This is a genomic window from Rickettsia lanei (assembly GCF_056242675.1).
Genome location: NZ_CP172233.1, coordinates 1231258 through 1257142 on the forward strand (window position 1 = coordinate 1231258; position 25885 = coordinate 1257142).

Here is a 25885-nt window from a genome sequence, read left to right on the forward strand (position 1 = left end):
TTAAAACATTTTCAAAGCTACATTGTTTTACATAATGTTCTATATCTTGCACTACTACTCTATTTGACTTTAGCAACAGAGTTAAATTACTATTTAATAGTTCTTTTATCATATTCTACTTATTTATACTGTGTATTTCTTAAAGGTGATAAAGATCTCATTGTCATTCCTGCAAAAGGCTTGCTTGGATACCCAAATCGTCATTGCGAGCAGCCGTAGGCTGCGTGGCAATCTTATGAAATAATAACAAACTCCTGAGATTGCTTAGTCAATTGCTATGCAATTTCCTCGCAATGACGATTAGGAAGTCACGCAGACAATACTGAGAACTCCTACTGATTAATCCTTGCCGTATGGTAACCGTTAGGTAGATCACGCACCCAATCACCTCTTGCAAAAGAGCCAAAGATAATCATAGCGATTTTATCTTGTGCACTATCTAGAAGTTGCTACACTATAAAATGAAGCCTAGCTTGGATTTTTAGAGAACGCTGATGTAAAGTGGTATTCATTATAATACCCTACAATTTTTAAAAAGGTTTTATTGTCTTAAGAATTAATGGCTCGTTTTATGTCATTCCCGCGAAGGCGGGAACCCAGAAAGTATAAAAATCTCGAAGAATTGTTACTTTTTCTAAAAATGTAAAGAAACTGTAAGAAATAGCTATAACCTTTTGATTTTTTCGAGTTTTGCTGGATTCCCGCCTTCGCGGGAATGACATAGAGTAAAAATCGTAGGGTATTATAGGTGTGCATCTATTCATTTGCACCATGACAATATTTATATTTCTTGCCTGAACCGCACGGACATAGCTCATTACGAGATACCCTACCCCAACTAGTAGGATCGTCAGGGTTTCTATCTTTTGGATCAATGCGTGATACGACTGGTTTAAGGTCAGTCTCAAGGCTACTTCCTGCGTTATATTTACTAAATGCCGGATCTTCCCGACTCTCACGCATATTTTTCTGAAGTTTTTTATACTCAAGCGAAACATCTTCTTTTTGAACATTTTTTAAGTCAATATGGAAATGGTATACGGTTTGAATAAATAATTCTTTTAAATTATTAAGCATCTGCTCGAATAAGTTAAATGCTTCTCTTTTATACTCACTAAGAGGGTCTTTTTGGCCATAAGCTCGAAGAGATATGCCTTGTCTTAAATGATCTAAGCTATATAAATGATCTTTCCAAACTTGATCAAGGGTAGTTAATAAAATATATTTCACGGCATTATGCATTAGCTCGCTACTATAGGCTTCTTCTTTTGACTTATATATATCATGAGCCATTTGTATAACAGTCTTCGTGATTTCTTCTTCCGTTACATCATTTTTACTTACTACATTATGATCAAATTTTATAGAAAAAACACGATGTAATTCTACGCTTAAATTCTCTATATCCCAATCTTCTCTATAAGAGCCTACCGGCATGAAAGTTAATACTATCTTTTTGGCGAGTTCCTCAGTAGTACTATTTAAGAAACCGTGACTATCTTTAGATTTAATAATTTCAGTACGTTGCTCGTATATTATCTTACGTTGGTCATTCATTACATCATCAAAACGTAATAAATTTTTACGCATTTCGTAGTTATGTCCTTCCACTTTTTGCTGCGCTTTCTCAAGTGAACGACTAATCATTGGATGGTGGATAGCCTCTCCGTCTTTCAATCCAAGTGTTCTAAGGACTCCTGATATACGATCTGATGCAAAAATACGCATTAAATCGTCATCAAGCGATAGGAAAAACTTAGTTTTACCAGGATCACCTTGTCTACCTGATCTTCCTCTTAGCTGATTATCTATCCTACGGCTTTCATGCCTTTCCGTACCTATCACAAATAAGCCGCCTGCTTCAATAACCTGCTTCTTTTCTGCGGCAATTTGAGCTTTTATTTCAGCTATTTTAGCTTCATAATTATGTTCTTTATCCAGCTGTTCTATTAACATTTCAGGATTACCGCCAAGCATAATATCAGTACCCCGCCCTGCCATATTAGTTGCAATCGTTACTGCCTTAAACCTACCTGCTTGAGCAATAATAAAAGCTTCCTGCTCATGAAATTTGGCGTTTAATACTTTATGAGGGATTTTTTCTTTATTTAAAACGCTTGAAAGTTCTTCTGACTTTTCTATGCTTATCGTACCGACAAGTATAGGCTGTCCACGATCGTAACAATCCCTAATTAGCTTTAAGATAGCATCATATTTTTCTTTTTTACTACCGTAAATTTCGTCATCAAGGTCAAGCCTTGTAACTTTATTATGGGTTGGGACTGCGACCACATCGAGATTATATATATCTTTTAGTTCCGATGCTTCGGTCATAGCCGTACCGGTCATACCCGATAATTTAGGATAATTACGAAAATAATTTTGGAAAGTAATAGATGCTAAAGTTTGGTTCTCATTTTGAATTTTCACATTTTCTTTTGCTTCTAATGCTTGATGTAACCCTTCCGAATATCTACGCCCTTCCATTACACGACCGGTAAACTCATCAATAATCATTACTTTACCTTCACGCACCAAATAATCTACATTAACAGTAAACATATTATGAGCTCTTAAGGCTTGGTTAACATAATGTACTAAAGTTAAATTCTCAAAATCATATAAACTGGTATCTGGTTTTATAATATTTTCTTTACTTAAAAGCGATTCTATATGTGTAATGCCGGTTTCCGTTAAATTGATAGTTTTTAATTTTTCGTCTTTTTCAAAATCACTTGCATTAAGCAGACGTACTATTTTATCAATTTTACCGTATAATTCTGCATTATCATTAACCGGACCCGAGATAACGAGCGGAGTTCTTGCTTCATCTATCAAAATCGAATCAACCTCATCGATGATAGCAAAATTAAAAGGACGCAGTACCCGCTCCTGCAAGCTATACTTCATATTATCCCTTAAATAATCGAAACCGAGCTCATTATTTGTTGCATGCGTAATATCGGCGTTATAGGCGGCTCGTTTTACCTCATCAGGCATACCGCCAACAATACATCCAACCGATAAACCTAAAAAATTGTAAATTTTACCCATGGAAGCAGAATCACGGCGTGCTAGATAATCATTTACGGTTACAACATGTACACCTTTTCCAGTTAAAGCATTTAAGTAAGCAGGAAGCGTTGCAACTAAGGTCTTACCCTCACCGGTACGCATTTCGGTAATCATGCCTCGATGTAATATCAGGCCACCTATAAGCTGAACGTCAAAATGACGCATACCGCAAACTCTTTTAGCTGCTTCCCTAACTACCGCAAACGCCTCATATACTATATCGTCTAAAGTAGCTCCGTTTTTAAGTTTTTCTTTAAACTCCACAGTTTTATTCTTCAACTCCTCATCTGATAATTTTTGTATAGCAGGTTCAAGCGAGTTAATTTTTGTAATTTCAGAAAATAGTTTTTTTACAGTACGATCATTTGCAGTACCGAAAAGTTTTTTTAAAATAGAAAGCATTAAAGTCCTTATGATATTTTTAGTATTTTAGTACTTAAATATAGGTATATTTTATAAAATTATCAAATGTTATAATTTTATTTAAATGAATAATTTTTTACTACAAATATTTGTAAATTATTATTAATAAATAAAATATTCTCAAATAGCTGTTGACGGTTATATATTATTTTTATAAAATTTAAGCTTATATTTAACACAATTATGAGTCATAAATGAAAAAATTATCTGTTATATTTTTATCAGTTAGCATGCTTTCCGGTATTGCTTTTGCTGATAAAGACAAGGTAGTTGCTACCTATAAAGGCGGTGAAGTAAAAGCATCGCAAATTATGAAAGAATTTAAGCCTCAGCTTAATCTTCAATCAGGTGAAACAATCAAAAATTTTGATGATTTTCCACCACAAGATCAGGAAAAATTAATAAAAATTTATGTTAATAATCTTTTGTTAAAAGAAGAAGTTGCTAAGTCAAATATTACTTCTTCTAAAGAATTCCAAGAAAAACTTGAAAATGCAAAAAATCAATTAGCTCAACAAGAATTACTAGCAAACTACATAAAATCTAACATTACAGATAAGATGTTTGATGACGAATATAATAAATATGTCGGTAATCTTAAAGGTAAAGAACAAATAAAAGTTGCTCATATTTTAGTTAAATCTCAAAAAGAAGCTAATGATATAAAAACTAAATTAAGCAAAGGCGGAAACTTTACTAAGCTTGCAGAAGAGTTATCTCTTGATAAAGCTTCAGCTTCAAACGGCGGCGTTATCGGTTACATTCTACTAAATCAACCTGGGCAGTTAGTACCGGAATTTGAAAAGAAAGCTTTTGCTTTAAAAGTAAATGAAGTTTCAACTCCTGTAAAAACCGATTTCGGTTGGCATATTATCAAAGTGCTTGAGAAAAAACCTGTGCCTATTCCAACAAAAGAAGAAGCAAAAGTAACTATTGATAATATATTAGCTGCAGAAGTACTAAAGAAATATATTGCTGATTTAGAAGCTAAAGCTAATTTAAAAATCATGTTACCTAAAGCAGACAGCAAAGCCGGATCGTAATTTATATTTTGTCATTGCGAGAGTGGGCATTCCCCGTATACCAAGTCGTCATTACGAGGAAAAACTGTAAGTTTTGACGAAGCAATCTCAGAAGTTTGTTATTACTGCATGAGATTGCCACGTCCCTTCGCGCCTCGCAATAACGGTTTGGACATCCATGCAACAATGCCTCCGCGGGAATGAAATAGGGTTCACACAGTAACACGCCTCTACCCACGAATAACATTATCACTACTCTCAATCACAGCAAATGCTACACACACAGGATAATCATCAGCAAGAGAAAGGTGAATATTAAAAGGAGAGAGTTTGTTTGTATAGTTTGAGCTAACTTCTACTATAGGCTTACCTAAATCATTATTTAGTATAGTAATATCTTTAAAATTTATACCTTGACCTATACCGACTCCAAAGGCTTTACTAACAGCCTCTTTAGCAGCAAAACGCTTGGCTAAAAAAGCAGCATGGTTTATTTTTCCCAACAAAGCAAACTGTTTTAATTCCTTTGAAGTTAGAATTTTTTTAGCAAAAAGTTCTGGATATAAATGTAATATTTTTTCGATTCTAGGAATTTGTACTATATCAGTACCAACACCGATAAGCATTTACTTATCGGTTTCATAATCTTTGCCAGTCTCATCAATAAAGATTTGATCATCTAAATCAGAATAATCTTCCCCGATATAAACTTCAGGTAAATACTCAAATTTTTCTTCTACAGCTTCTGATTCATCTTGATTAACAAGCGGCTCTATCATAGTTCTTGTACGCAGACTATTTATTAAATCTTGTTCTAACTGAGCTACCGCTACTTTTCCGGCAGCAATTCTACGTAATGCGATAACAGGAGGCTTATCAAGCTTTTCTTTTTTGATGTGATTAGTTTCTACTTTATAATTTAATAATTTAGCATATCTTGTTGCTAGGACAACAAGCCGAAACCTATCCGGTATAATTTTATTACAATCTTCTGCTGTAATTCTTGCCATAATTTTTCTCCGTTAAAAATAGTATACTATAAATAAATAGGAAACGAATATACGCAGATCAACTTCAAAAAGAGCAAGGAGTTGACAAGGCGAGGAACACAGCATATACTTAATACGTGCGTACCGCAGCTCTTGTAAAACGAACGACTGAGCCCATTTTTGAAGTTGATCGAATATATTATACCCTTTTTATATCTGCACCACAATTACTTAATTTTTTTTCTAAATCTTGGAAGCCACGATCTAAATGATATATTCGGTGTAATACGGTTTTGCTATTAGTACTAAGACCGGCGAGTATTAGCGATACCGAAGCTCTAAGATCACTGGCCATAACTTCTGCACCTTTTAACATTTCTACACCTCGAACAACCGCCTTATTACCTCGTGCTACTATATCTGCTCCCATTCTACATAATTCAGGAACATGCATAAAACGATTTTCAAAAATATTCTCGGTGATCATTGAAACACCGCTACTAAGCGTCATAAGGCTCATAAATTGTGCTTGCAAATCAGTAGCAAAGCCAGGATAGGGATTAGTTTCTAAATCAACTGAATTTAACTTCCCTTCATAAGTTACTTGCACTCCGTTATTGATCGGCACGACTTTTATACCCGTTTCGATAAGTTTTAAAGCTATGTTTTCTACAATATGGTAATCAATCCCACAAATTTTTACATCACCTTTAGTAATAGCTGCCGCAAACATATAAGTACCGGCTTCAATACGATCAGAAAGTACTTTATAGCTCGCTTTATTTAAAGAATCCTTGCCTTTAATTGTTATTTCGCTAGTGCCGATACCTGCAATATCGGCTCCCATTGTGATAAGACAATTACATAAATCAACTATTTCCGGCTCTCGACCACAATTAAAAAGCACAGTTTCCCCCTCTGCTAAAACAGCTGCAAGTATTGCATTAATCGTAGCACCTACGGAAACTTTATCAAAAACAAAATGAGTACCTTTTAAGCGTCCTTTACTTGAAGCGTTAATATAACCGTCTTCTATTTCAATCTCAGCTCCCATAGCTTTTAATACAGCAATATGCAAATCTACTTGCCTTGCTCCAATAGCACAACCACCCGGAAGCGATACTTTTGCTTTACCGTATTTGGTAAGCAAAGGACCAAGCACCCAAATCGATGCTCTCATTTTACGGACTATTTCATAATCTGCAGTAAAGTTATTTATATTTTTGGTATCAATTATAAGCTCAAATTCATCTTGATGTTCTATTATTTCAATATCTGCCCCGTGACTTCGGAGCAAATCTTTCATAGTACTAACATCCGTTAACTTTGGAACATTAGTAATATGCAGTTTATCGGTAAGAATAGACGCTGCCATAATAGGTAGCACGGCATTTTTAGCACCGCTAATATTAATACTACCTTTCAGAGGTATACCACCGTGAATAATTAATTTGTGCATAAATTATTTTGATACAATTGTAACGTCATTGCGAAGAGAAACTGATTAAATTGTCATACCGTGGCTTGACCACGGTATGACACCGATTATACTACACATCCAAATTCACGACATTCAACGCATTTGCTTGGATAAATAACCTGCGAGGTTCAACAACGTCACCCATTAAAGTAGAGAAAATGCCTTCTGCTTCATCAATTTCTGCAACTCTTACCTGAAGCAAAGTTCTTTTTGTAGGGTCAAGAGTAGTTTCCCATAGCTGGTCGGAATTCATCTCACCAAGACCCTTAAAACGCTGAATATTTATACCTCTTTTTCCGCATTCTATAATGGTATTTAACAACTGACTCGGTGTTAAAATATCGAATTCCTGACTTTTCACTATAAGCTTTAATTGCTTACTAAATATATCAAAAATCGTTAAAGCAAGCTTTGATATTTGTACAAACTCAAATGATTCTAACTGCTCTTTCAATAATATTTTACTTTCTTTTAAACCCCTACTAAAGCGGAAGAACTCTATTTTATTTTCATGTTTTAAAACTTCCCAACTAGTCTTATCAGGCGAATCTTCTAAGCTATTTAAAACATCTAAAGCTTTTTTAAGTCTTAAATCACTTTCAGGATCAAATATTTTGTTATTAAGTAAGTCATTAATAGCAAGAATTTCGGTAATTGAGCGATTAAATTTTTTGCTAGCATGGTCAAGTAAGCCGTTAAGCTTAACCACTTTATTAATTAGCTCTTCTAAATTATCACCCACTAACTGCTCTTTATCGTCTAGAATTAAGGTTGCATCATTAATAGTTGATTTGATCAAATAATCTTGCAGCGCTTGCTCATTCTTTAAATAAAACTCGGCTGCTCCTTTTTTTACTTTATAAAGCGGTGGCTGAGCTATATATAGATAGCCTTTATTTATTAGCGCAGGCATATGACGATAGAAAAACGTGAGTAATAAAGTTCTAATGTGCGAGCCATCAACATCAGCATCGGTCATAATAATAACTTTATGGTATCTAAGCTTTTCTAAGGAAAATTCTCGTTCAACACTAATTCCAAGCGCTGTAATTAACGTACCGATTTGGTCCGAACCGAGCATTTTATCAAATCTTGCACGTTCAACGTTCAAAATTTTACCACGCAAAGGCAATATAGCCTGAATTTTGCTATCCCTACCCTGCTTTGCAGTACCGCCCGCAGAGTCCCCCTCAACAATAAACAATTCTGAAATCGCAGGATCTTTTGCATGGCAATCGGCAAGTTTACCTGGTAAATTCGAAACTTCTAAAGCTGATTTTCTTCGAGTGAGTTCCCTTGCTTTTCTAGCAGCTTCACGAGCATTCGCAGCTTCCATAATCTTAGCTATAATTGCCTTAGCTTCTGCTGGATGCTCTTCAAACCACTCAAGAACCTTTGTATAAACGGCATTCTCAACAACCGGTCGTACTTCGGAGCTTACTAGCTTATCTTTTGTTTGAGAAGAGAATTTAGGATCAGGCACTTTAACAGAAAGCACACAACATAGCCCTTCCCTAGTATCTTCACCGCTAAAGTAATTTTTAGCTTTTTTATTAAGACCCGTAGTATCAAGATACGAGGTCATAACACGTGTTATCGCTGATTTGAAAGCACTAAGATGAGTTCCGCCATCACGCTGCCTAATATTATTAGTAAAGCATAAAATATTTTCATGATAAGAATCGTTCCAATGCATTGCAAGCTCAAGGCTTATACCGGACTCAGCATTCTCCGTATTAACTACTATACATGGATGGATAGCGTGCTTTGCTCTGTCTATATATTTTACATAAGCTTCTATACCGCCCGTATAATAAAACTCTACTTCTTTCACTTCTTCAAAGCGATTATCGACGAGTAAAATCTTTACGCCTGAATTTAAAAAAGCAAGCTCACGAAGACGATGCTCTATAGTGCCAAAATCAAATTCTATATTAGTAAACGTTTCTACAGACGGAAAAAAAGTAACTTCCGTACCTTTTTTATCAATATTTTCTTTGACAACCGCAAGCGGAGCTTCCGTTATACCATTATTAAATCTCATCAAATATTCCTTATTATTACGCCAAATACGCAGCTCAAGCCATTCAGAAAGAGCATTTACAACCGATACACCAACACCGTGTAGACCGCCTGCAACCTTATAAGCGTTCTGGTCAAACTTACCGCCGGCGTGAAGTTGCGTCATAATAACTTCAGCTGCCGATATTCCTTCTTCTGCATGAATTTCAACGGGTATACCTCGCCCGTTATCGGATACGGTTACTGAACCGTTTTTATTTAATGTTACTCGTACTAGATCGCAATAACCAGCAAGCGACTCATCGATAGCGTTGTCGACTACTTCATAAATCATATGATGTAGACCCGACCCGTCTCCAACATCCCCGATATACATTCCCGGTCTTTTTCTTACGGCTTCAAGACCTTTTAAAACCTTTATGGAATCAGCACCGTATGATGATTCGTTAAATTTTTTTTCAATTTCCGACATATTATATATTTGGCTCTATTACTTGTTGCTAGAAACAATAAAAATGACTATAACGTAACTTATTAAAATAGTAAAGTTTCTTGATTTAAAATTAGCGAGATAACAATGAATATATTAAAGTTAAAACATATTTTCGATGTAATTAATGATTATGACGTGTTTTTATTCGATCTTTGGGGGGTAATAATTGAAGGGGGGCTTACCTATCCGGGCGTCGTACAAAATATCAATAAGATTATTAAACGAAAAAAAGTATATTTTGTCACTAATGCTCCACGCAATATTGTTTCACTGCATCAAACAATTAAATCGTGGGGCTTAAATGCAGAACCGGAAATGATCATTAGCTCAGGCCAAATAGCAGTAGAAATGATACTAGAAAGTAAAGAGCGGTTCGGTATAGAAAAACCAGCAATATATCATTTAGGACATTTAGAAAATGATATAATAAACAGAATTCAATGTCCTATCACTGACGATATTAACAAAGCTAATATTTTCTTAATGACTATTTACAGAGACGAAAACGAAAATTTAGATTTAAACGAATTCAATGAATTATTTAAAATTGTTGTACAACGTAAAATGGTCAATATTTGTGCTAATCCTGACCTTGGAATAAATCAGCACGGTGTTTATAGATATTGTAGCGGCTATTATGCCGAAAAAATAAAGCAGCTTGGCGGAAAAGTAATTTATAGTGGTAAGCCATATGAAGAAATATATAGCAAAATTTTAAAAGAATGTCATAATACCCCTAAGAATCGCATGTTAATGATTGGGGACACTGTTTACACCGATATACTGGCAGCAAATCGCCTTGGTATAGACTCTGCCCTAGTGTTAACCGGAAATTCTAGAGAATATCATATTGATTTTGATAATATTGATGAAAAACTAGATAGTTTAATGAAAGCTGCTGTTAAGCAATCGATTACACCTAGTTTTGTTGTTGATTTATCTTGAATAGCTTTCCGTCATTGCGAACGACTAAAGGTGTTGTCGCATGGCTAGTTTATGTCATTCCCGTGGAAGTGGGAATGACATAGAAAGGTGGAAATAACATCAAAAGAATTCTATTGATATTTTACTCATAATCTGCTATAGAGTAAAACTTAAGCGGTCGTGGCGAAATTGGTAGACGCGCAGCATTGAGGGTGCTGTTCTGTAAAAAGATTGGAAGTTCAAGTCTTCTCGACCGCACCATTCGCCGGTTTTTCACAAAGTCAAATTTTTGTTTGTTTCGACACTTCAGATTTTATATTTACTCCTAAGTTCGTCTTGTTAGCAAATGTTTGTGCTAATTGTATACTCCTGATAAATGAAAAGGAGTTAAAATAAAAACTATTGCTTATTTGTACTCTGTGATTTATATTGATTAGCAAATTGTACACACTTCTGTGCCAAGCCTAGCTACCCAGCTTTAAATAATTATAATAAGTCTATAATAAACTATTAGGTCAATAGGCTATGCCTAATTTCAATATATTTAAAAGCATCTTACCAGATCATCACGATCAATTTGCTGAAATTTTTGATCAAATTAACGATCTGATCGAAAATCACAATTATGATGCTGCTGCAAGCAGGCTGGCCAAGCTTCATTATGCCGATTTAGCAGATTTCTTAGATAATCTTAACAATAAAACATATAAAATAATTATTCCTTTATTACAGGATGAAATTAAGCCTGAAACGTTAGTATCATTAAATGCTTATAGTAAACCTTTAATAATAGAAACTTTAGGCATAAAAAAATCTGCAGAATTAATCAATAAGCTAGTTATAGAAGATGCTATTGAAGTAGTAATCGATCTAGACGATGATATAAAAGACCTTATCCTAAGTAATCTCACTAAAGAAAAAAAACACCAAATTACCGTAGGTTGTACATATCCCGAAAATACGGTAGGTAGGGTAATTGAACGAGATTTTATTAATCTTCACGAAGGATGGACGGTCGAGGAATCATTAAATTTTATCAAGAACGTAAAGAATGACTTTTATGCGGCAATCGTTACGGATAATAAATTACGCCCTATCGGTATTATTTCTCTTAGCACGCTAATTAAAGGCAAACAAAATGAATTGATAAAAGATTTGATGAACAAAGATTTTAAACTTGCAGATGCTTTTACCGACTTAAATGAACTAAGCTTCATTTTTAGACAATATGCTTTAACTATTGTACCGGTAGTCAATAAAAGCGGTAAGTTAGTAGGTAGCGTATCAATCGATAATATAATTTATATTATCGAAGAACAAGCCGGCAAAGATATATTATCATTAAGCGGGGTACACACTCAAGATACCTTCTTCAATGTATTTTATACCGTTAGACATCGTTTTCCTTGGCTCTTTGTTAATCTAATCACTGCCTGCATGACCTCACTTATCATTAACCATTTTAACGATACTATTGCAAAACTTGTAACGCTTGCAGCCATTATGCCTATTGTAGCTTCAATGGGCGGAAATGCCGGAACACAAGCCATGACCGTTACGGTTAGAGCCCTTGCTAATAAAGATATTCATTATAATAATGTCAATAAAGTTATATTAAAAGAAATAGCCGTATCGGCTTTTAACGGTTTTGTACTTGCAATTATCGGAGCAGGACTTAGCTTTGTGATGTTGCTTGACTTAAATCTTAGCGTTATTTTTGCTATTGCAGTTATTTTAAATTTTTTAGTAGCCGGATTATTCGGCTCTGCTATTCCTATAATACTGCATTATTTTGATATAGACCCCGCTACAGGCTCCGGTGTATTTCTAACAACCATAACCGATGCGCTAGGTTTCCTAACTTTCTTAAGCCTTGCTCATATTTTTTTAGTGTAAAATTGGTGTTTATTCAAATAAAAATACATACACATTGCAGCACACAGTAGCTATCGCTCCAAGACATTTACATATACCACCACTTGTATCCTGATTTTCAAAGTCGGTAATATTATTCTCATAAGATATATTATTATCTCTTTGTATATTCTGATGATTATTAATATTGGACTCTTTGAACAATAAATTTGCAACAGTTAGTATTAACTCACCCTGTGATGCAGTTAGATTAGTATTATTTAAGGAGCTAGCTTGTGCGTACTCTTGTACTTCTAAACTATTACGGTTTGACATAGTTATATTTTGACTTTAGGATTAATATTTAAAATAATATAACAATAATCTTTAGGTTCTGTGAAGGCAAATTAAATTATTTATATTTTCAGATATTTTGTAGCGAACATTAATAAGATTTTTGAAGTAATAGTTGTTCCTATTTCAAAAAAAATCTTATGATTTACAGCAAAAAATAGCAAAAATAGATTAATTTAATTTTCCTTCATAGAACCTAATCTGCAGCTATTTATTACTGCAATTTTTGGCATTTCCTTGAAACGGTTGATATCGTCATGAGCTAAGCGACTGCAAAGAGCGTGGCAATGACGTAAACTTTTCAAATTATCAACTTTTTCTAGGCAATGTCTAATTTTTTAATTAATAGCCCACAAATTATAATGAAATAAGAAATAACTTTTATAGAAGATATAAGCTCGTGGAAAGAAAAGTTTGCAATTTGTGTTTATAGTCAAAAATTACTTGATAAACTCGAATATTTAAATACTAAAGTAGCAAATCCTATAGATATACTCGAAATCACAAAAGGTATCCACTATGCACGTAACACGGTTCTCAAATACGTCAATCAGGCGATCCTTATTATTTGCACCCGATTGAGGTAAAAATTATGCTTGCTGAATTTGTAGCTGAAGAAGCACCTAAGCTTTATAACATCATTATGCTGCAAGCCGCTTTACTTCATGATACTATTGAAGACACTGAATTAACTGAAGAAGCAATTACCGAAATTTTTGGACCGGAAGTAACAAAACACGTAGAAGGTCTAACTAGAATTAAATCTTACGGGAAGATAAGTGGCGGAGAAAGCCTAAACTTATTAATTAAAGAAAAAAGATACAATACGGCATTAATAAAATTATTTGACCGAATTCATAATGTGCAAACTTTGGGAGTTAAATCACCTGAGAAAGCTAGAAAAATTATTGAAGCGACTTTAATAAATTTTCTTGTGGTCGCTGCTAATATAAATTATAAACTAGAACAAGAATTTGCTAAGTTATGCCTAAAAGTTTTTAATATTGAACTTGAAAGACACAAAGCTTTTTCTAATAATAACTCTCTGCTTCCTCCTCTAACTTTATAAAATGATTTACTCCAAATGTATAACCAATTAGAATTGGAATAATCAAGAATAATAATCCCCAGTGATTAAAAGAATCTATCAAGTAAATTGTTCTAAAAGAAGAAACTGCAAACATTAAAGCTTGTGATAAAGCCAATATAAAACTGCCGCATGTAAAACGTTTTAATACTGGAAATCTTGCATAAAACACTGCACCTGCCGGAAAAATAGTAGGGGCAAATACTACAATAAATAATTGGAATAAAAGTAATTCTATAGTATTTGAAATATTATTTAGTAAGATAGAAGATATAAGGGCTACCATAGAAAATATTATTAATCTTACTTTAAGGACTTTTAAAGGATGTATTTTACAAACCAAATAAGTAACAATTATTGTATTTATTAATTCTGTACCACAAACAATAAAATTGTGATGAATTTTGAGTAGCACTGTAATTATAATGAGTTTTTAGCATATTACTGCAATAAATATAAACAATATAAAACCATAACGGGGCTCCACAATGTACCAAAAAGAAAGCTATTGCTGTTGGTTTATTAAAGTTTTCTTTATTTGTCTTTTTGCATCAATGAAATCTTGAGTCTCCCTAAGCTTTGTCCTTACAACAGCACCAACTATAGCAATAGCTGCTCCAAACCACAATGCAATACGCCAATCAAGTCCAAAAGAAGTAACAAGTGTTCCTACCGCCAATGCTACACGGTTGCACCTAAAATTACAAAAACAACAAGCGAAGCCACCACCCAATAACGTTGAGGAATTTTTGTCATTTCGGTTAGATAAAGCTCGGCACCTACTACCTCCCTTATAAAGGACATCCCCTGAGCGATACGACACGCAGTTACTACAAAAGTCCCCGTAATACCAATTTCGGCATAAGTTTTTATAATTAGCCATTATAAGATAACAAAGCGACATTAAAAAAGTTGTAATAATGACCGTTGCCTTACGACCTATAGTATCTCCTATCCAACCGAATATTAAAGCACCGATAGGTCTAAATACATATGTTGCACAATATGCAATGGCAGAATATAGAGAAGCTGCTCGTACATCGGCTTCAGGAAAAAATAGCTCGTTAAGTATTACCGCCATGTGTACAAGCGTGAGATCACAATATGCAAGAAACGTACCTATCGATAGTAGTCCTATTGTTGATTACGGGCTAAACTTTTTTGCTCTTTTGCGTAACTTCACATACTTTTTTACAGATTAGTTAAAATTAATAAAGAACTATACTGTTTTATATAACAATAAAAGTCAAGTTAACAAAATTAGATTTTTTACAGCATTGCTAACTCAAGACAGGTGTCGTAATGAGCTGAGCGACTGAAAGGAGCGTATCAATCTAAAAAAATAATAATAAATTCTAGTTTACAGAGTTTTTAACTAGATTGCTTAGTCAATATACTTTGTCATTGCCTTGCAATGGCGTTAATTTATTAAAAAATATATCTTTATTTAGCAATGCCAATAAATTTCTAATTTAATACTTGCAATTTATCTTATAATTACTTATATTCAGATGCGCTTAGATTAAAAAGCACTAAGGCGTTTTGATGTAATTAATTTTGATCCCCTTAAACTTTTTACATTAAAACGCCGTTATTTTATTTAAGCGGGTGTAGCTCAGGGGTAGAGCACTACCTTGCCAAGGTTGAAGTCGAGGGTTCGAATCCCTTCACCCGCTCCAGTGATTTTGTCCATTTTATGTCATTCCCGCGTAGGCGGGAATGACATAGAGCATGTTTTTCGAGCCAAGCAACAACGCCCTTTTGCAAATGACATCAGTAAGTTTATTATAAATTCAATCTTCCAAACCATATTTGTTCTTAATATCTTCTAATGAAATTACTTCTTCTCTTGTTTCTACACAAGACACAGCAATTAATAAATCTGCTTTTTCTGCTATATAACTTTCTATTGCTTTACGTATAATATATCCTTTTGGTCTATCGATTTCCTTAACAACATTAGAAAGTATAATATCTAGTGCATTAGAAATTCTAGTAGTTATAACTGTCATAAAAATAGCCATTTATCGGTTTTGTGATAACTTATATTAGTATAAAATATATTTAAATGTATTTTATATTATTATTTTACCCTTGCATTAAAGCTATTAGGTAGCTATTTTTATTTTATTAAACTTAGTGCATAACCTATCTTATAAAGAGAAATTTTAAGGAAACACGGCACGCAGCACTGCAGCGTACAAAAAGGGACGTGAGATGCGAGTACCCGAGTGATGTATACCGCAGATACTTCAAAAGTTGGAAGCCAAGTAAGTGGTGAACCTGCGGAGCGTAGAAAACTACATGAGCAAAGGCGAAGCCTAAAATTTGACGTACCAAAGCTTGAAGTATCAAAGGTATAAAAATTACTTTTAGAAAGAGGTTATACAGGAAGACTATTGCAACAATTAGGAAATTACATATGTCAGCAAATACGCAAGATAATCAGGCAAATAATAATGACACTATAGAAATACAGGAAACTGAGGTAGTGCCTGCAGAAACAAATTCTTTACAATCAGGGTTAACAAGCTTAATACCGATGGTTTTAATTTTTGCTGTATTTTACTTCTTATTATTACGTCCACAAGAAACACGACGCAAAGAAAGAGAGAAATTAGTAAGTGAAGTTAAAAAAGGCGAAGAAGTTCTAACAAATAGCGGCATTTATGGTATTGTGACTAAAGTAAGTGAAAATGACAATAATATTGAAATCGAAATAGCTAAAGATGTACGTATTAAAGTTTTAAAAAGTGCTATTATCGATATAACTAGTCGTACAAAAGAAGTAGCAGTAAAAAAAGAAAACAAAAAAAATAAGAGGGTAAGCGGTGCAAAATCTTCCTAAGTGGAAAATTTTTCTTTCAATTATATGTACGGTTTTTGCGGTTATTTGTGCCTTACCTAATTTCATGCAGGTAAACTCTAAGTTTCTACCTCATGATTCAGTAAATCTAGGACTTGATCTTAGAGGAGGAGCCCATTTATTACTCGATGTTGATTTTGACACCTACTTAAATGATTCAATGGAAAATCTTGCCGACACTTTACGCAAAAATTTTCGTGAGGATAAAATCGGCTATAAAAATCTGTTAGTTAGACAAAATAGCATTCAATTAGAAGTAAGATCGCCTGAGAAATTAAAGCAGTTAAAGAAAATAATTAATAAAATCGATCCAGAAATTATCGCTGAAGTAAATGAAAATAAAATAAAGCTTAGCTACAGCGAATCTAGATTAAATGACTTACTTAATAAGGTAGTAGACCAATCTATTGAGATCGTTCGCATGAGAGTTGATAGTACCGGCACTAAAGAGCCGACCCTACAGAAACAAGGCGATAAGCATATATTACTGCAAGTTCCCGGTGAAGAAAATCCCTCTTACCTGAAGAATATATTAGGGAAAACTGCAAAGCTAACTTTTCATTTAGTTGATGAAAATGCCAATATCGAAGAAGCGGTAAAAGGACATGTTCCAGTAGGTTCAATGCTAGTTAAGGGAGATAACGAAAGTCATGGGGAGTATTATGTCGTTATAAAGAAAAAAGTTGTTTTGGGTGGGGATCAGCTTACAACCGCTTCAGCTTCTTTTGACCAAAATTCGCAAGCGGTAGTGGCTTTTTCTTTCAACAATTTAGGTAGTAAAATATTTGGTGCAATAACTAAAAATAATACCGGTAAACGCCTTGCTATAGTTTTAGACAATAAATTACTAAGTGCTCCAATGATAAACGGAGCAATTATGGGCGGAAGCGGTATAATAACAGGAAATTTTACCGTTGAGTCGGCAAATGAGCTTGCACTATTATTGCGAGCCGGTTCGCTTCCTGCCCCACTTAAAATTATTGAAGAGAGAAGTATAGGTCCAAATTTGGGTGCTGATTCTATAGAGTCAGGCAAAAAGGCAGGACTTATAGGATTTATAGCAGTGTGTATATTTATGGTTTGGTCTTACGGTGTGCTTGGTTTATTTGCCAATATAGCCTTAAGCCTTGCATTGTTATATATTTTAGCTTTACTTTCACTTTTCCAAGCTACTTTAACTCTGCCGGGCATTGCAGGAATAATACTCACTATGGGTATGGCTGTTGATGCTAATGTATTGATTTACGAAAGAATTAAAGAGGAACTGCATAAAGGAGTGTCTAATCTTTATGCTATTAGAACCGGTTTTGAATCTGCGTTTGCCACTATCCTTGATGCTAACCTAACTACTTTAATCGTTGCTTTTTTACTTTATATATTTGGAGTAGGTGCAATAAAAGGTTTTGCCGTTGCATTAACTATCGGGATTATATCTTCAATGTTTTCGGCGATTATCATTACTAAATTGTTAATAGATATTTGGGTACAATATTTTAAACCTAAAAAATTAGGGCTTGTGTAAAAGAGTAGACTTTGTTGTATGGTCTTTTTATGTCATTCCCACGAAAGCGGGAATCCAGTAACCTTTAATGTCATCCCGCAACTTGATTGCGGGATCTCAGAACACGGCCTGTGATATAAGATACCGTAGTCAAGCCACGGTATGACATTTTCACTTTTCTCTGGATTCCTGCTTTCGCAGGAATAACATAAGAGCCATACAGCAGGACCAGCTAGGATGACAACGCAAAAATGGATAATATCTTATGAAAATACAGTCAAATGTTATAAAAATAATTATCGTAATTAGCTTATTAATAGGAGTAGGAGCATTATATTTGTTGTTATCTTTAAGAACGCCTGAAAAGCCACTTGCCGGTCAAGTTAATATCTATGAAGATAACGTAAAAATCGGCGGTGATTTTGAACTAATAGACCAAAATGGAGAGATATTTAATAGTGATAAGTTGAAAGGCAACTTAAGCCTCATTTACTTTGGATTTACTAGTTGTCCTGATATATGCCCAACCTCTCTAAATAAAATGACAGAGATTGTAGAAATTTTAAATAAACATAAAATAGATATTCTACCTGTTTTTATCACTATTGACCCAAAACGTGATACTCCTATAGCACTTAAAGAATATCTAAAACATTTTCATCCGAAATTTATAGGTCTTACCGGTAACGAGCAGCAAATAAAAGATGTAACTGATAAATTCAAGGTCTTCTATGCTCGTGTGCATGGTGATGATGACGACCCGAACTATATGCTTGATCATTCATCTTTTACATATTTAATCGATGCAAACGGAAAATATCTGAAACATTTCTATTTAGATTCTTCACCTAAGGAAATTATGGAATTTTTAAGAAATGAATAATTATATATCGGTAGCGTATTTATTTACCTTTTTAACCTTAGCGACATTGTTAATTGTAAGTTTTTTAAATTACAAGTCATTGAAAAATAAACAGCACTTTAATGCAAAAGAGAGTAAGAAATAGATTCATAACAATAATTATTTGTTTCTGCTCAGCATGTTTAGGAATTAGTATAATACTTTACAATTTAGAGAAAAATATAGTATTTTTTTTGCCGCCGTCAAAAATTAATGAAATAGAACAAGGCAAAGAGTTAAGAGTCGGTGGGCTTGTTAAAACAGACTCAATAAATAAAATTGCTGATGATAAGATAAGTTTTGTTATTACCGATAATATTAAGGATTTCGAGATATTATATCAAGGAGCCCTTCCGGCTCTATTTCGTAAAGGACAAGGAATTATTGCCATCGGGCAATTATCGAACGGGAAATTTATAGCAAGACAATTACTTGCAAAGCATGATGAGAATTACAGACCTCCGCAATAACAACGTCATTGCGAAGAGCGAAGCGACGTGGCAATCTAGTAAAATAGGCCTGAGATTGCTTCGTCGAATTACGTTGTAATTCTCCTCGCAATGACGAAAAACAACTAAACTAAATAAATAAAAACATGTTTATAGATAAAATCAAAGCAAAAGCAAATAATTACGAAATAAACGTAATTATCGAAATTCCGATGAATAGCGGTCCAATCAAATACGAATTTGACAAAGAATCAGGAGCAATTTTTGTTGATCGCTTTATGCAAACTACCATGAGCTATCCATGCAATTACGGTTTTATTCCTCATACTCTTTCAAATGACGGTGATCCGGTAGACGTACTTGTCGTAGCTCATCATCCGGTAGTGCCTGGGTCGGTTATACAATGCCGAGCAGTCGGTGTATTGATGATGGAAGACGAATCAGGGCTTGATGAGAAAATAATCGCAGTACCGACTTCTAAGCTCGATATTACTTTCGATCATATTAAAGAGCTAGATGATTTATGTGACATGCTCAAGAAACGTATCGTGCATTTCTTTGAGCATTATAAAGATTTAGAAAAAGGTAAATGGGTTAAAGTGACTGGATGGGAAAATAAATCAAAAGCAGACGCTTTAATCAATGAAGGAATAGATAGAGGGTCAGCTAGGGATAAGAATTCATGACGTTGCTTGCATGGTGCTTGATGTCATTCCCGCAGAGGCAGGAATCCAGAAACAGTAGCCTTAATCCCGATCTCAACAATTACACATTAATTAACAAAATAAACCTATAAAAAGAAGTTTTTATTTTTTATAGGTTTTACTGGATTCCCGCCTCCGCGGGAATGGCATCAGAAAAATAAGATAAAAAACAAACAGTGACCGACTTCTTGCATAACGTAGCTAATAAAGAGGAATTTAAAGGAAACACGGAACACAGCACCGCAGCGTACACTTTAGTACGTGAGAATGCGAGTACCGGATTGACGCACAAATTACCTTTAGAGGCAAGTTATGCAAGAAGTCGATTATTTCGTTCAGGAGTCGTAGTAGCTTTTTTCACATTAATTTCTCGCATATTTGGCTTAGTGCGTGAACAGTTTATCGCATCATTATTCGGCTCTACGCCTATGGGTGATAGCATTAATGTTGCTTTTAAACTACCGAATCTATTTAGAAGAATTTTTGCAGAAGGAGCATTATCAAGCGTATTCATTCCTATTTATAATGAAAAAATGCTTATTTCTAAGAAAGCCGCTAATAATTTTTCAGGTGAGATTTTTACCCTTTTACTTCTGACATTAATAGTAATAATAGCATTAATGCAAATCTTCATGCCACAATTAATGCTGTTTATTGTTCCTGGATTTCACGGTAAAAAAGAAAAGTTTGAGCTTACGGTATTTTTATGCCGAATTACAATACCTTATTTAATATTTGTTTCATTAACGGCTCTACTTGGCGGAATATTAAACTCTATAAAAAAATTCGCTGCATTTGCTTTTTCACCGGTTATTTTAAGTATATGCGTAATAATTTTTACTTTAACATTTGATCATTATATAGAAGCTACTATCTCAATTAGCTTATCTTTAATAATGGCCGGAATATTACAAGTTTCGTTTATGTTTGTCTGTGTGAAAAGAGCGGATTTAAACTTTCCAATAATTTTTAACCCAAGCGATCCCGATGTAAAAAAGCTTTTGATTAATATGGGACCGGCAACCATTAGCTCCGGCATACAGCAATTAAACCTTTTCATATCCCAATCTATTGCTAGCTTTATTGAAGGTGCTATTTCTATATTATCTTATGCCGACCGGATATATCAATTTCCTCTATCAATAATAGGTACTAGCTTCTCTACTATATTGCTACCTGAGCTGTCAAAAATCTATAAATCAAATGATATAGTAGCTGCAAAAAAAATACAGAATAATGCTATTAGAATGGGATTATTATTATCGTTGCCTGCTACATTCGGTATTATAATTCTATCTCATCCGATTATTAATATAATTTATGAAAGAGGAGTATTCACGAGCCAAGATACTACAAATACAGCTGAGGCTATTTCTGCGTTTGCACTTGGGCTCCCTGCTTTTATTTTGGCAAAAATTTTAACTCCTATTTTTTATGCTAACGGAGATACTAAAACACCGCTCAAAATAACCTTATTGTCCATAATAATTAATACCGGCATGAACCTATTATTAATGGATTCTTTGAAACATATCGGTATTGCAGTCGGTACATCTATTGCAGCTTGGTATAATCTAGGTTTATTATATAGCTATACTACAAAACAAAATAAGCTTCATATAGAAGCCGGTATAAAACTTTTCTGCGGTAAAATTTTGTTATGCTGTATATTAATGTCTATTATAATTGCTTTAATAAAGCATTATTATTTAGAATATTTTTATTCGGAATATTTACTGATTAAAGTCTGTATGCTAGGTAGTACAATTGCAGTTGGAATGGGAGCATTTTTCGGCACGGCATATTTATTAAAAGCGGTTAATTATGATAACAACAAAAAATAAGCACCAATCAAATTATCAGGATTGGCTAAAAGCCTTAGCTATTATAGCCATGATCATTGATCATGTAGGTTTATATCTATATCCTGAATTAACAATTATGCGGATCATAGGTCGTACAACTATGCCAGTATTTTGCTTTTTTGCCGGTTATAATTTTCATGATAAACCAAAAACCCATATAATAATATTCGGTGTTTTATTACAAATATATACCACTGTACTATTTAAACAGTTTCTTACTACAAATATTCTAATCTCTATCTATTTAGGGCAATGGTATATTTATTATTTTCGTAATTCTTTAACTCGCTTTTTCTATAGCGGTTATTGTCATGCAATTATAATGGTACTATTGTGGTATATTAGCTGGGCTTTGATTGATTACGGGACGCTTGTAATTGCTACAATGATACTTGGATTTATTTCAAAACATGAGCAGGCAAACTTAAAACTTTGCTGTTTTATAGCAATTTTTGCTTCTTTCGTGCATTCAACTCTTTTTACTCTTGCGATTTCCTTTAATGAGTTTAATTTTTCAAATACTGACTTAATTTTAAACCTCACTTTCTTAACAATTACCTATATATTAATGATCCTAAGCGATTATTCACAAAAAATAGCTATAAATCTAAAATGGATAAGTCGCAATGTTTTATATATTTACTGCATACACATTATGATCTTACAATTCATATTCATCTATAAATACACATATGGTTTTAAAAATTGGTAAATAAACATTAATAATAAGTGACAGCGTAATTTAGTTAATATTAATATATTTAAATATATGAATATAATAGATCGTTTAATGTTGGATTATTAATATATTTAAATATATGAATATAATAGATCGTTTAATGTTGGATAATGAACAATATAAAGAGCAATTTAAAAAAAACAAATTATTTAAAATTAAGTTAGATAGTACGCTACGAAAAAATAAATTTCTTAAACATTTTCGGCTTTGGTCAGACGCATTTCAAAAAATGGTATTAGCAAGAGTAGTGTTTTCTGAAACAAAAGAATTTCAACAACTTGCATGGGAGCATCTTACTGATGAATTTGGACATAATATAGAATTATTCCAAAATCTAGAAAATAATGAAGAAACTACAGATTCGATTTTTGAGGCCTTAGGTTCTTGGTTTACGCTAAAAATGATGACTCTTGGAGATAGTGAAAGAGCCGTCCTTGTCCATTTAGTAATAGAATCTTGTGCTACTATATTTTATGCAAAACTAGGATCAATATTTTTTAATCATAAAGCAGCAAAACATTTCAAAACACATATGTATCTTGATCCTGAACATGAACAAATGGGAATAGCTTTATTAAAACAAATAAACATTAATGATTCTTCTTTACTCACTATTCAAAAAAAAGGCTGGGATATGATTGACGCTCTGTTTACTAGACTTGCTGAAATCACACAGGATTAACTTTAACTTATAGTATTCTAGATTTTATAAAACAGCTTGCTTGCACGGTACGGTTTTTCATCATTGCGAGCGACTGAAAGGAGCACGGCAATCTCAGGATTTTGGCACGAGATTGCTTTATCGAATTACTGCGTAATTCTTCTCGCAATGACGGAAAAATCGATCCATGCAACAACGCCAATGTCAAGCGGAAATAGCATATTCAAACTAAACCAGCTCGCTTACTTGAGATTTGGCAAAGAGCTTGATCTGAAAGTTAACAAAATTTACATTACCTTTTGAGCCTATTGCCGCAAATTTATGCGCTTTAAGAAGTAGGTCATAATCGTCCGCTAAATCGGCGAAGAAAAATGCGATTTCGCCGCTTTGTTTTACTCCTAAAATCTCACCGCTACCTCGAAGTTTTAAATCCTGCTCAGCTATATAAAATCCATCATTAGTTTGTTTCATTATCTCAAACCTACCTCGTGCAACTTTTCTAAGCCTTTTAGGATTGTATAACAATATACAATATGACTGCAAACTACCCCGCCCTACTCTACCTCTAAGCTGATGAAGTTGAGCGAGACCAAATTGCTCAGCATTTTCAATAATTATCAAAGTGGCTTCAGGTATGTCTATTCCGACTTCAATAACGGTTGTTGCAACTAATATCTTAATTTCACCTTCCTTAAATTGCTTCATTATTTGGTCTTTCTGCTCGTTTTTCATCTTACCGTGAATAATACCGGTATAACCTTGATAGATATTGTCGATAGAGTTAAAACGATTCATCACATCCATCAATAAACTATCCTCTTCCGGCGTTTCTTTCCCTCCCTGCTCTATCAATGGACAAATCCAATATACCCGCTCACCTGCAATAAGCTTCTTATTTATCGCTACTATAATATGCTCTATCTTATTAACGGACATGGTATTTGTAGCGATAGGTAAACGACTTTTCGGCTTACCCATTAGCTTTGAGATAGTCATATCACCAAACATAGTCAGTGCAAGACTTCGAGGAATCGGCGTTGCAGTCATAACTAACACATCGGGATTTACTCCTTTATTTATTAAATTCAAACGCTGTTGTACCCCAAATCTATGCTGCTCATCAATAACTATATAACCTAATTTCTTAAAACTTACTTTTTCTTGAAATAAAGCATGAGTGCCGACTAATATATCAATCTCATTGTTGTCAAGTTGTATCATAATATTTTTACGAGCGGCCCCCAGTATCTTACCTGTAAGTAATCCGACTCTTATATTAGTATTTTTTAAAGCTTTAACAAAAAACTCATAATGCTGATTGGCAAGCAAATCAGTTGGAGCCATAAGCGTTGCTTGAAATCCAGTGGCTACCACATTTACCATCGTCAGCAGAGCTACCAAAGTTTTACCGGAACCAACATCGCCTTGCAACAATCTCATCATTTCTATTTTATCGCTTTGATCACACTCTATTTCTTCTATGACTTGCTTTTGATAAGAGGTTAACTCAAATCCTAGCTCATTTAATATATTTGCTTGAATAGATACAGCTTTAGGGTAAATATTACCTTGTCTTCTACTTATTTGCGTACGTACATTTAAAAGAGATATTTGATTAGCGATAAGCTCCTTAGCTGCTAATTGTTTTTTGGCGTTAGTATATAAATCGTCATTGCGAAGCCCCTTTAGAGGCTGTGGCAATCTAGAATTTATTAATTTTACATTACTGGATTGCTTTGTCGGCATGCATGCCTCCTCGCAATGATGGAAAACATGCAACATTTGCAAATTCTGCAATATAATATCTAAATAATCTTTTACTTCTTTATCTTCTATACTCTTACACTTCTCTTCAAATATCTCTATTGCTTTTATGATATATGAATATAACTGCTTGTTACTAAGTAAATATGTCAGGGAATAAATCGGCTCTATTTCTTTTGCGAGTTTAGGATTTACAATAAATTCAGGATGCGCAATTTGCAAGTAATGATCAAAAAATTGCACCTTTCCGCTGATAATATGAGAAGTACCAACTTGCAGCTTATTAAAAATAAACGGTGGGGGTTTATGAAAAAACACTAATAACAAAGAACCAGTATCATTGCTAGCTGTAATTTTTAAAGGCTGACTACTTTTCTTGGGTAAATTAATGCTCTCAACTACAATTTCTGTTTGGATTATGTCACCGTCTCTAACTTCAGTTAAATTAGGCGATAATATTTTATTTTGATATGAAACAGGTAGATAAAATAATAAATCACGAATATTGTTAATACCAAGCCTTTTAAGAGCAGATACGGTATCTTCACGTATATTGATGAACGTTTTTACAGAAGAGAATAAGAATTTTTCTAAAATAGTTAGCATATATAGTCATAATTATCTTATATACAAATATATATACTTTATAATAAAAGAAGAATAATAAAATATACAAATTATGATTAATATGTCATTCTTGCAAAAGCGGGAA

At 33.7% G+C, this 25885-nt stretch carries 21 protein-coding genes, 2 tRNA genes and 3 pseudogenes; 15 read left to right on the forward strand and 11 right to left on the reverse strand.

All coding sequences use genetic code 11. The features are described from left to right. Nucleotides 1-350: 350 nt before the first annotated feature. Nucleotides 351-512: pseudogene (locus ACHBLB_RS07115) on the reverse strand (nucleotidyltransferase); the annotation flags it as partial. 244 nt (nt 513-756) lie between these two features. Beyond that, nucleotides 757-3477, reverse strand: coding sequence for a preprotein translocase subunit SecA (secA, locus tag ACHBLB_RS07120; RefSeq protein ID WP_475841653.1), 2721 nt, complete (start codon nt 3475-3477; stop codon nt 757-759). Between the two features lie 215 nt (nt 3478-3692). On the opposite strand from secA, the gene ACHBLB_RS07125 reads away from it, so the two are divergent. After that, entirely contained in the window at nt 3693-4541 is an 849-nt protein-coding gene (locus tag ACHBLB_RS07125; RefSeq protein ID WP_475841655.1) for a foldase protein PrsA, read from the forward strand. A 209-nt stretch (nt 4542-4750) separates the two neighbouring features. Here the strand turns inward: ACHBLB_RS07125 and acpS are convergent, their stop codons facing one another. From acpS to gyrB, 4 genes are all read right to left on the reverse strand, one after another. Next, a complete protein-coding gene (gene acpS / locus ACHBLB_RS07130; RefSeq protein WP_475841658.1) occupies nt 4751-5146 on the reverse strand; it encodes a holo-ACP synthase in 396 nt (131 codons plus the stop codon). Then, on the reverse strand, nt 5147-5530 hold the full coding sequence (rpoZ, locus tag ACHBLB_RS07135; protein ID WP_475841660.1) for a DNA-directed RNA polymerase subunit omega: 384 nt from the start codon (nt 5528-5530) through the stop codon (nt 5147-5149). It abuts the gene before it with no gap. 178 nt (nt 5531-5708) lie between these two features. Next, entirely contained in the window at nt 5709-6968 is a 1260-nt protein-coding gene (gene murA, locus ACHBLB_RS07140) for a UDP-N-acetylglucosamine 1-carboxyvinyltransferase (RefSeq protein WP_475841662.1), read from the reverse strand. A gap of 91 nt (nt 6969-7059) precedes the next feature. Next, nucleotides 7060-9483: a DNA topoisomerase (ATP-hydrolyzing) subunit B gene (gene gyrB, locus ACHBLB_RS07145; protein WP_475841664.1), complete on the reverse strand. Its 2424-nt coding sequence runs from the start codon at nt 9481-9483 to the stop codon at nt 7060-7062. 105 nt (nt 9484-9588) lie between these two features. On the opposite strand from gyrB, the gene ACHBLB_RS07150 reads away from it, so the two are divergent. From ACHBLB_RS07150 to mgtE, 3 genes are all read left to right on the forward strand, one after another. Continuing rightward, entirely contained in the window at nt 9589-10449 is an 861-nt protein-coding gene (locus ACHBLB_RS07150) for a TIGR01459 family HAD-type hydrolase (protein ID WP_475841666.1), read from the forward strand. 153 nt (nt 10450-10602) lie between these two features. Beyond that, nucleotides 10603-10689: transfer RNA gene (locus ACHBLB_RS07155), tRNA-Leu, on the forward strand. Nucleotides 10690-10953: 264 nt separating this feature from the next. Next, complete coding sequence (gene mgtE, locus ACHBLB_RS07160; RefSeq protein ID WP_475841668.1) at nt 10954-12324, forward strand: magnesium transporter; 1371 nt, start codon at nt 10954-10956, stop codon at nt 12322-12324. Between the two features lie 9 nt (nt 12325-12333). Here the strand turns inward: mgtE and ACHBLB_RS07165 are convergent, their stop codons facing one another. Further along, entirely contained in the window at nt 12334-12618 is a 285-nt protein-coding gene (locus tag ACHBLB_RS07165) for a hypothetical protein (RefSeq protein WP_475841670.1), read from the reverse strand. Nucleotides 12619-13019: 401 nt separating this feature from the next. Between ACHBLB_RS07165 and ACHBLB_RS07170 the strand changes: the two are divergent. Then, nucleotides 13020-13705: pseudogene (locus ACHBLB_RS07170) on the forward strand (HD domain-containing protein). On the opposite strand, the gene ACHBLB_RS07175 reads toward ACHBLB_RS07170, so the two are convergent. Continuing rightward, nucleotides 13668-14009 (reverse strand): proline/betaine transporter, encoded by a 342-nt coding sequence (locus tag ACHBLB_RS07175; protein WP_475842808.1) that lies wholly within the window; start codon nt 14007-14009, stop codon nt 13668-13670. The pseudogene ACHBLB_RS07170 and the gene ACHBLB_RS07175 sit on opposite strands and share 38 nt — an antisense overlap. Before the next feature lie 219 nt (nt 14010-14228). Further along, entirely contained in the window at nt 14229-14804 is a 576-nt protein-coding gene (locus ACHBLB_RS07180) for an MFS transporter (protein ID WP_475841672.1), read from the reverse strand. 523 nt (nt 14805-15327) lie between these two features. Between ACHBLB_RS07180 and ACHBLB_RS07185 the strand changes: the two genes are divergently transcribed. Further along, nucleotides 15328-15402, forward strand: a tRNA-Gly gene (locus ACHBLB_RS07185). A gap of 114 nt (nt 15403-15516) precedes the next feature. Here ACHBLB_RS07185 and ACHBLB_RS07190 read toward each other — a convergent pair. After that, complete coding sequence (locus tag ACHBLB_RS07190; protein ID WP_475841674.1) at nt 15517-15747, reverse strand: antitoxin of toxin-antitoxin stability system; 231 nt, start codon at nt 15745-15747, stop codon at nt 15517-15519. 94 nt (nt 15748-15841) lie between these two features. On the opposite strand from ACHBLB_RS07190, the pseudogene ACHBLB_RS07195 reads away from it, so the two are divergent. From ACHBLB_RS07195 to ACHBLB_RS07235, 9 genes and pseudogenes are all read left to right on the forward strand, one after another. Further along, nucleotides 15842-16083, forward strand: a pseudogene (locus ACHBLB_RS07195) (palindromic element RPE1 domain-containing protein); the annotation flags it as partial. A 62-nt stretch (nt 16084-16145) separates the two neighbouring features. After that, on the forward strand, nt 16146-16571 hold the full coding sequence (yajC, locus tag ACHBLB_RS07200; protein ID WP_475841676.1) for a preprotein translocase subunit YajC: 426 nt from the start codon (nt 16146-16148) through the stop codon (nt 16569-16571). Next, the gene (gene secD, locus ACHBLB_RS07205; RefSeq protein WP_475841678.1) at nt 16555-18111 is read left to right on the forward strand and encodes a protein translocase subunit SecD; all 1557 of its coding nucleotides are present in this window, start codon (nt 16555-16557) and stop codon (nt 18109-18111) included. The genes yajC and secD overlap by 17 nt, the downstream gene beginning before the upstream one ends. A gap of 244 nt (nt 18112-18355) precedes the next feature. After that, nucleotides 18356-18973, forward strand: coding sequence for an SCO family protein (locus ACHBLB_RS07210; protein ID WP_012736692.1), 618 nt, complete (start codon nt 18356-18358; stop codon nt 18971-18973). Nucleotides 18974-19074: 101 nt separating this feature from the next. Beyond that, a complete protein-coding gene (gene ccmE / locus ACHBLB_RS07215) occupies nt 19075-19461 on the forward strand; it encodes a cytochrome c maturation protein CcmE (RefSeq protein ID WP_475841680.1) in 387 nt (128 codons plus the stop codon). Nucleotides 19462-19586: 125 nt separating this feature from the next. After that, on the forward strand, nt 19587-20126 hold the full coding sequence (gene ppa, locus ACHBLB_RS07220) for an inorganic diphosphatase (protein WP_475841682.1): 540 nt from the start codon (nt 19587-19589) through the stop codon (nt 20124-20126). Nucleotides 20127-20425: 299 nt separating this feature from the next. Beyond that, entirely contained in the window at nt 20426-21988 is a 1563-nt protein-coding gene (murJ, locus tag ACHBLB_RS07225) for a murein biosynthesis integral membrane protein MurJ (RefSeq protein WP_475842810.1), read from the forward strand. Beyond that, entirely contained in the window at nt 21969-22721 is a 753-nt protein-coding gene (locus tag ACHBLB_RS07230; protein ID WP_475841684.1) for a TraX family protein, read from the forward strand. The genes murJ and ACHBLB_RS07230 overlap by 20 nt, the downstream gene beginning before the upstream one ends. A gap of 106 nt (nt 22722-22827) precedes the next feature. Beyond that, nucleotides 22828-23430 carry a hypothetical protein gene (locus ACHBLB_RS07235; RefSeq protein WP_475841686.1) on the forward strand — a complete coding sequence of 201 codons (603 nt, stop codon included), beginning with the start codon at nt 22828-22830 and terminating at the stop codon, nt 23428-23430. 207 nt (nt 23431-23637) lie between these two features. On the opposite strand, the gene ACHBLB_RS07240 is transcribed toward ACHBLB_RS07235, so the two are convergent. Then, complete coding sequence (locus ACHBLB_RS07240; RefSeq protein WP_475841688.1) at nt 23638-25779, reverse strand: ATP-dependent DNA helicase RecG; 2142 nt, start codon at nt 25777-25779, stop codon at nt 23638-23640. Nucleotides 25780-25885: the final 106 nt, after the last annotated feature.

Coding starts and splice junctions, on each gene's coding strand:
- ACHBLB_RS07190 (WP_475841674.1), bottom strand. CDS start 15,747: ATGGCTATTTTTATGACAGTTATAACTACTAGAATTTCTAATGCACTA.
- rpoZ (WP_475841660.1), bottom strand. CDS start 5,530: ATGGCAAGAATTACAGCAGAAGATTGTAATAAAATTATACCGGATAGG.
- ccmE (WP_475841680.1), top strand. CDS start 19,075: ATGCAAAAGAGAGTAAGAAATAGATTCATAACAATAATTATTTGTTTC.
- yajC (WP_475841676.1), top strand. CDS start 16,146: ATGTCAGCAAATACGCAAGATAATCAGGCAAATAATAATGACACTATA.
- gyrB (WP_475841664.1), bottom strand. CDS start 9,483: ATGTCGGAAATTGAAAAAAAATTTAACGAATCATCATACGGTGCTGAT.
- ACHBLB_RS07150 (WP_475841666.1), top strand. CDS start 9,589: ATGAATATATTAAAGTTAAAACATATTTTCGATGTAATTAATGATTAT.
- ACHBLB_RS07240 (WP_475841688.1), bottom strand. CDS start 25,779: ATGCTAACTATTTTAGAAAAATTCTTATTCTCTTCTGTAAAAACGTTC.
- ACHBLB_RS07210 (WP_012736692.1), top strand. CDS start 18,356: ATGAAAATACAGTCAAATGTTATAAAAATAATTATCGTAATTAGCTTA.
- ACHBLB_RS07165 (WP_475841670.1), bottom strand. CDS start 12,618: ATGTCAAACCGTAATAGTTTAGAAGTACAAGAGTACGCACAAGCTAGC.
- ACHBLB_RS07125 (WP_475841655.1), top strand. CDS start 3,693: ATGAAAAAATTATCTGTTATATTTTTATCAGTTAGCATGCTTTCCGGT.
- ppa (WP_475841682.1), top strand. CDS start 19,587: ATGTTTATAGATAAAATCAAAGCAAAAGCAAATAATTACGAAATAAAC.
- mgtE (WP_475841668.1), top strand. CDS start 10,954: ATGCCTAATTTCAATATATTTAAAAGCATCTTACCAGATCATCACGAT.
- murA (WP_475841662.1), bottom strand. CDS start 6,968: ATGCACAAATTAATTATTCACGGTGGTATACCTCTGAAAGGTAGTATT.
- ACHBLB_RS07230 (WP_475841684.1), top strand. CDS start 21,969: ATGATAACAACAAAAAATAAGCACCAATCAAATTATCAGGATTGGCTA.
- secA (WP_475841653.1), bottom strand. CDS start 3,477: ATGCTTTCTATTTTAAAAAAACTTTTCGGTACTGCAAATGATCGTACT.
- ACHBLB_RS07175 (WP_475842808.1), bottom strand. CDS start 14,009: ATGGTAGCCCTTATATCTTCTATCTTACTAAATAATATTTCAAATACT.
- ACHBLB_RS07180 (WP_475841672.1), bottom strand. CDS start 14,804: ATGGCGGTAATACTTAACGAGCTATTTTTTCCTGAAGCCGATGTACGA.
- ACHBLB_RS07235 (WP_475841686.1), top strand. CDS start 22,828: ATGAATATAATAGATCGTTTAATGTTGGATAATGAACAATATAAAGAG.
- acpS (WP_475841658.1), bottom strand. CDS start 5,146: ATGCTTATCGGTGTTGGTACTGATATAGTACAAATTCCTAGAATCGAA.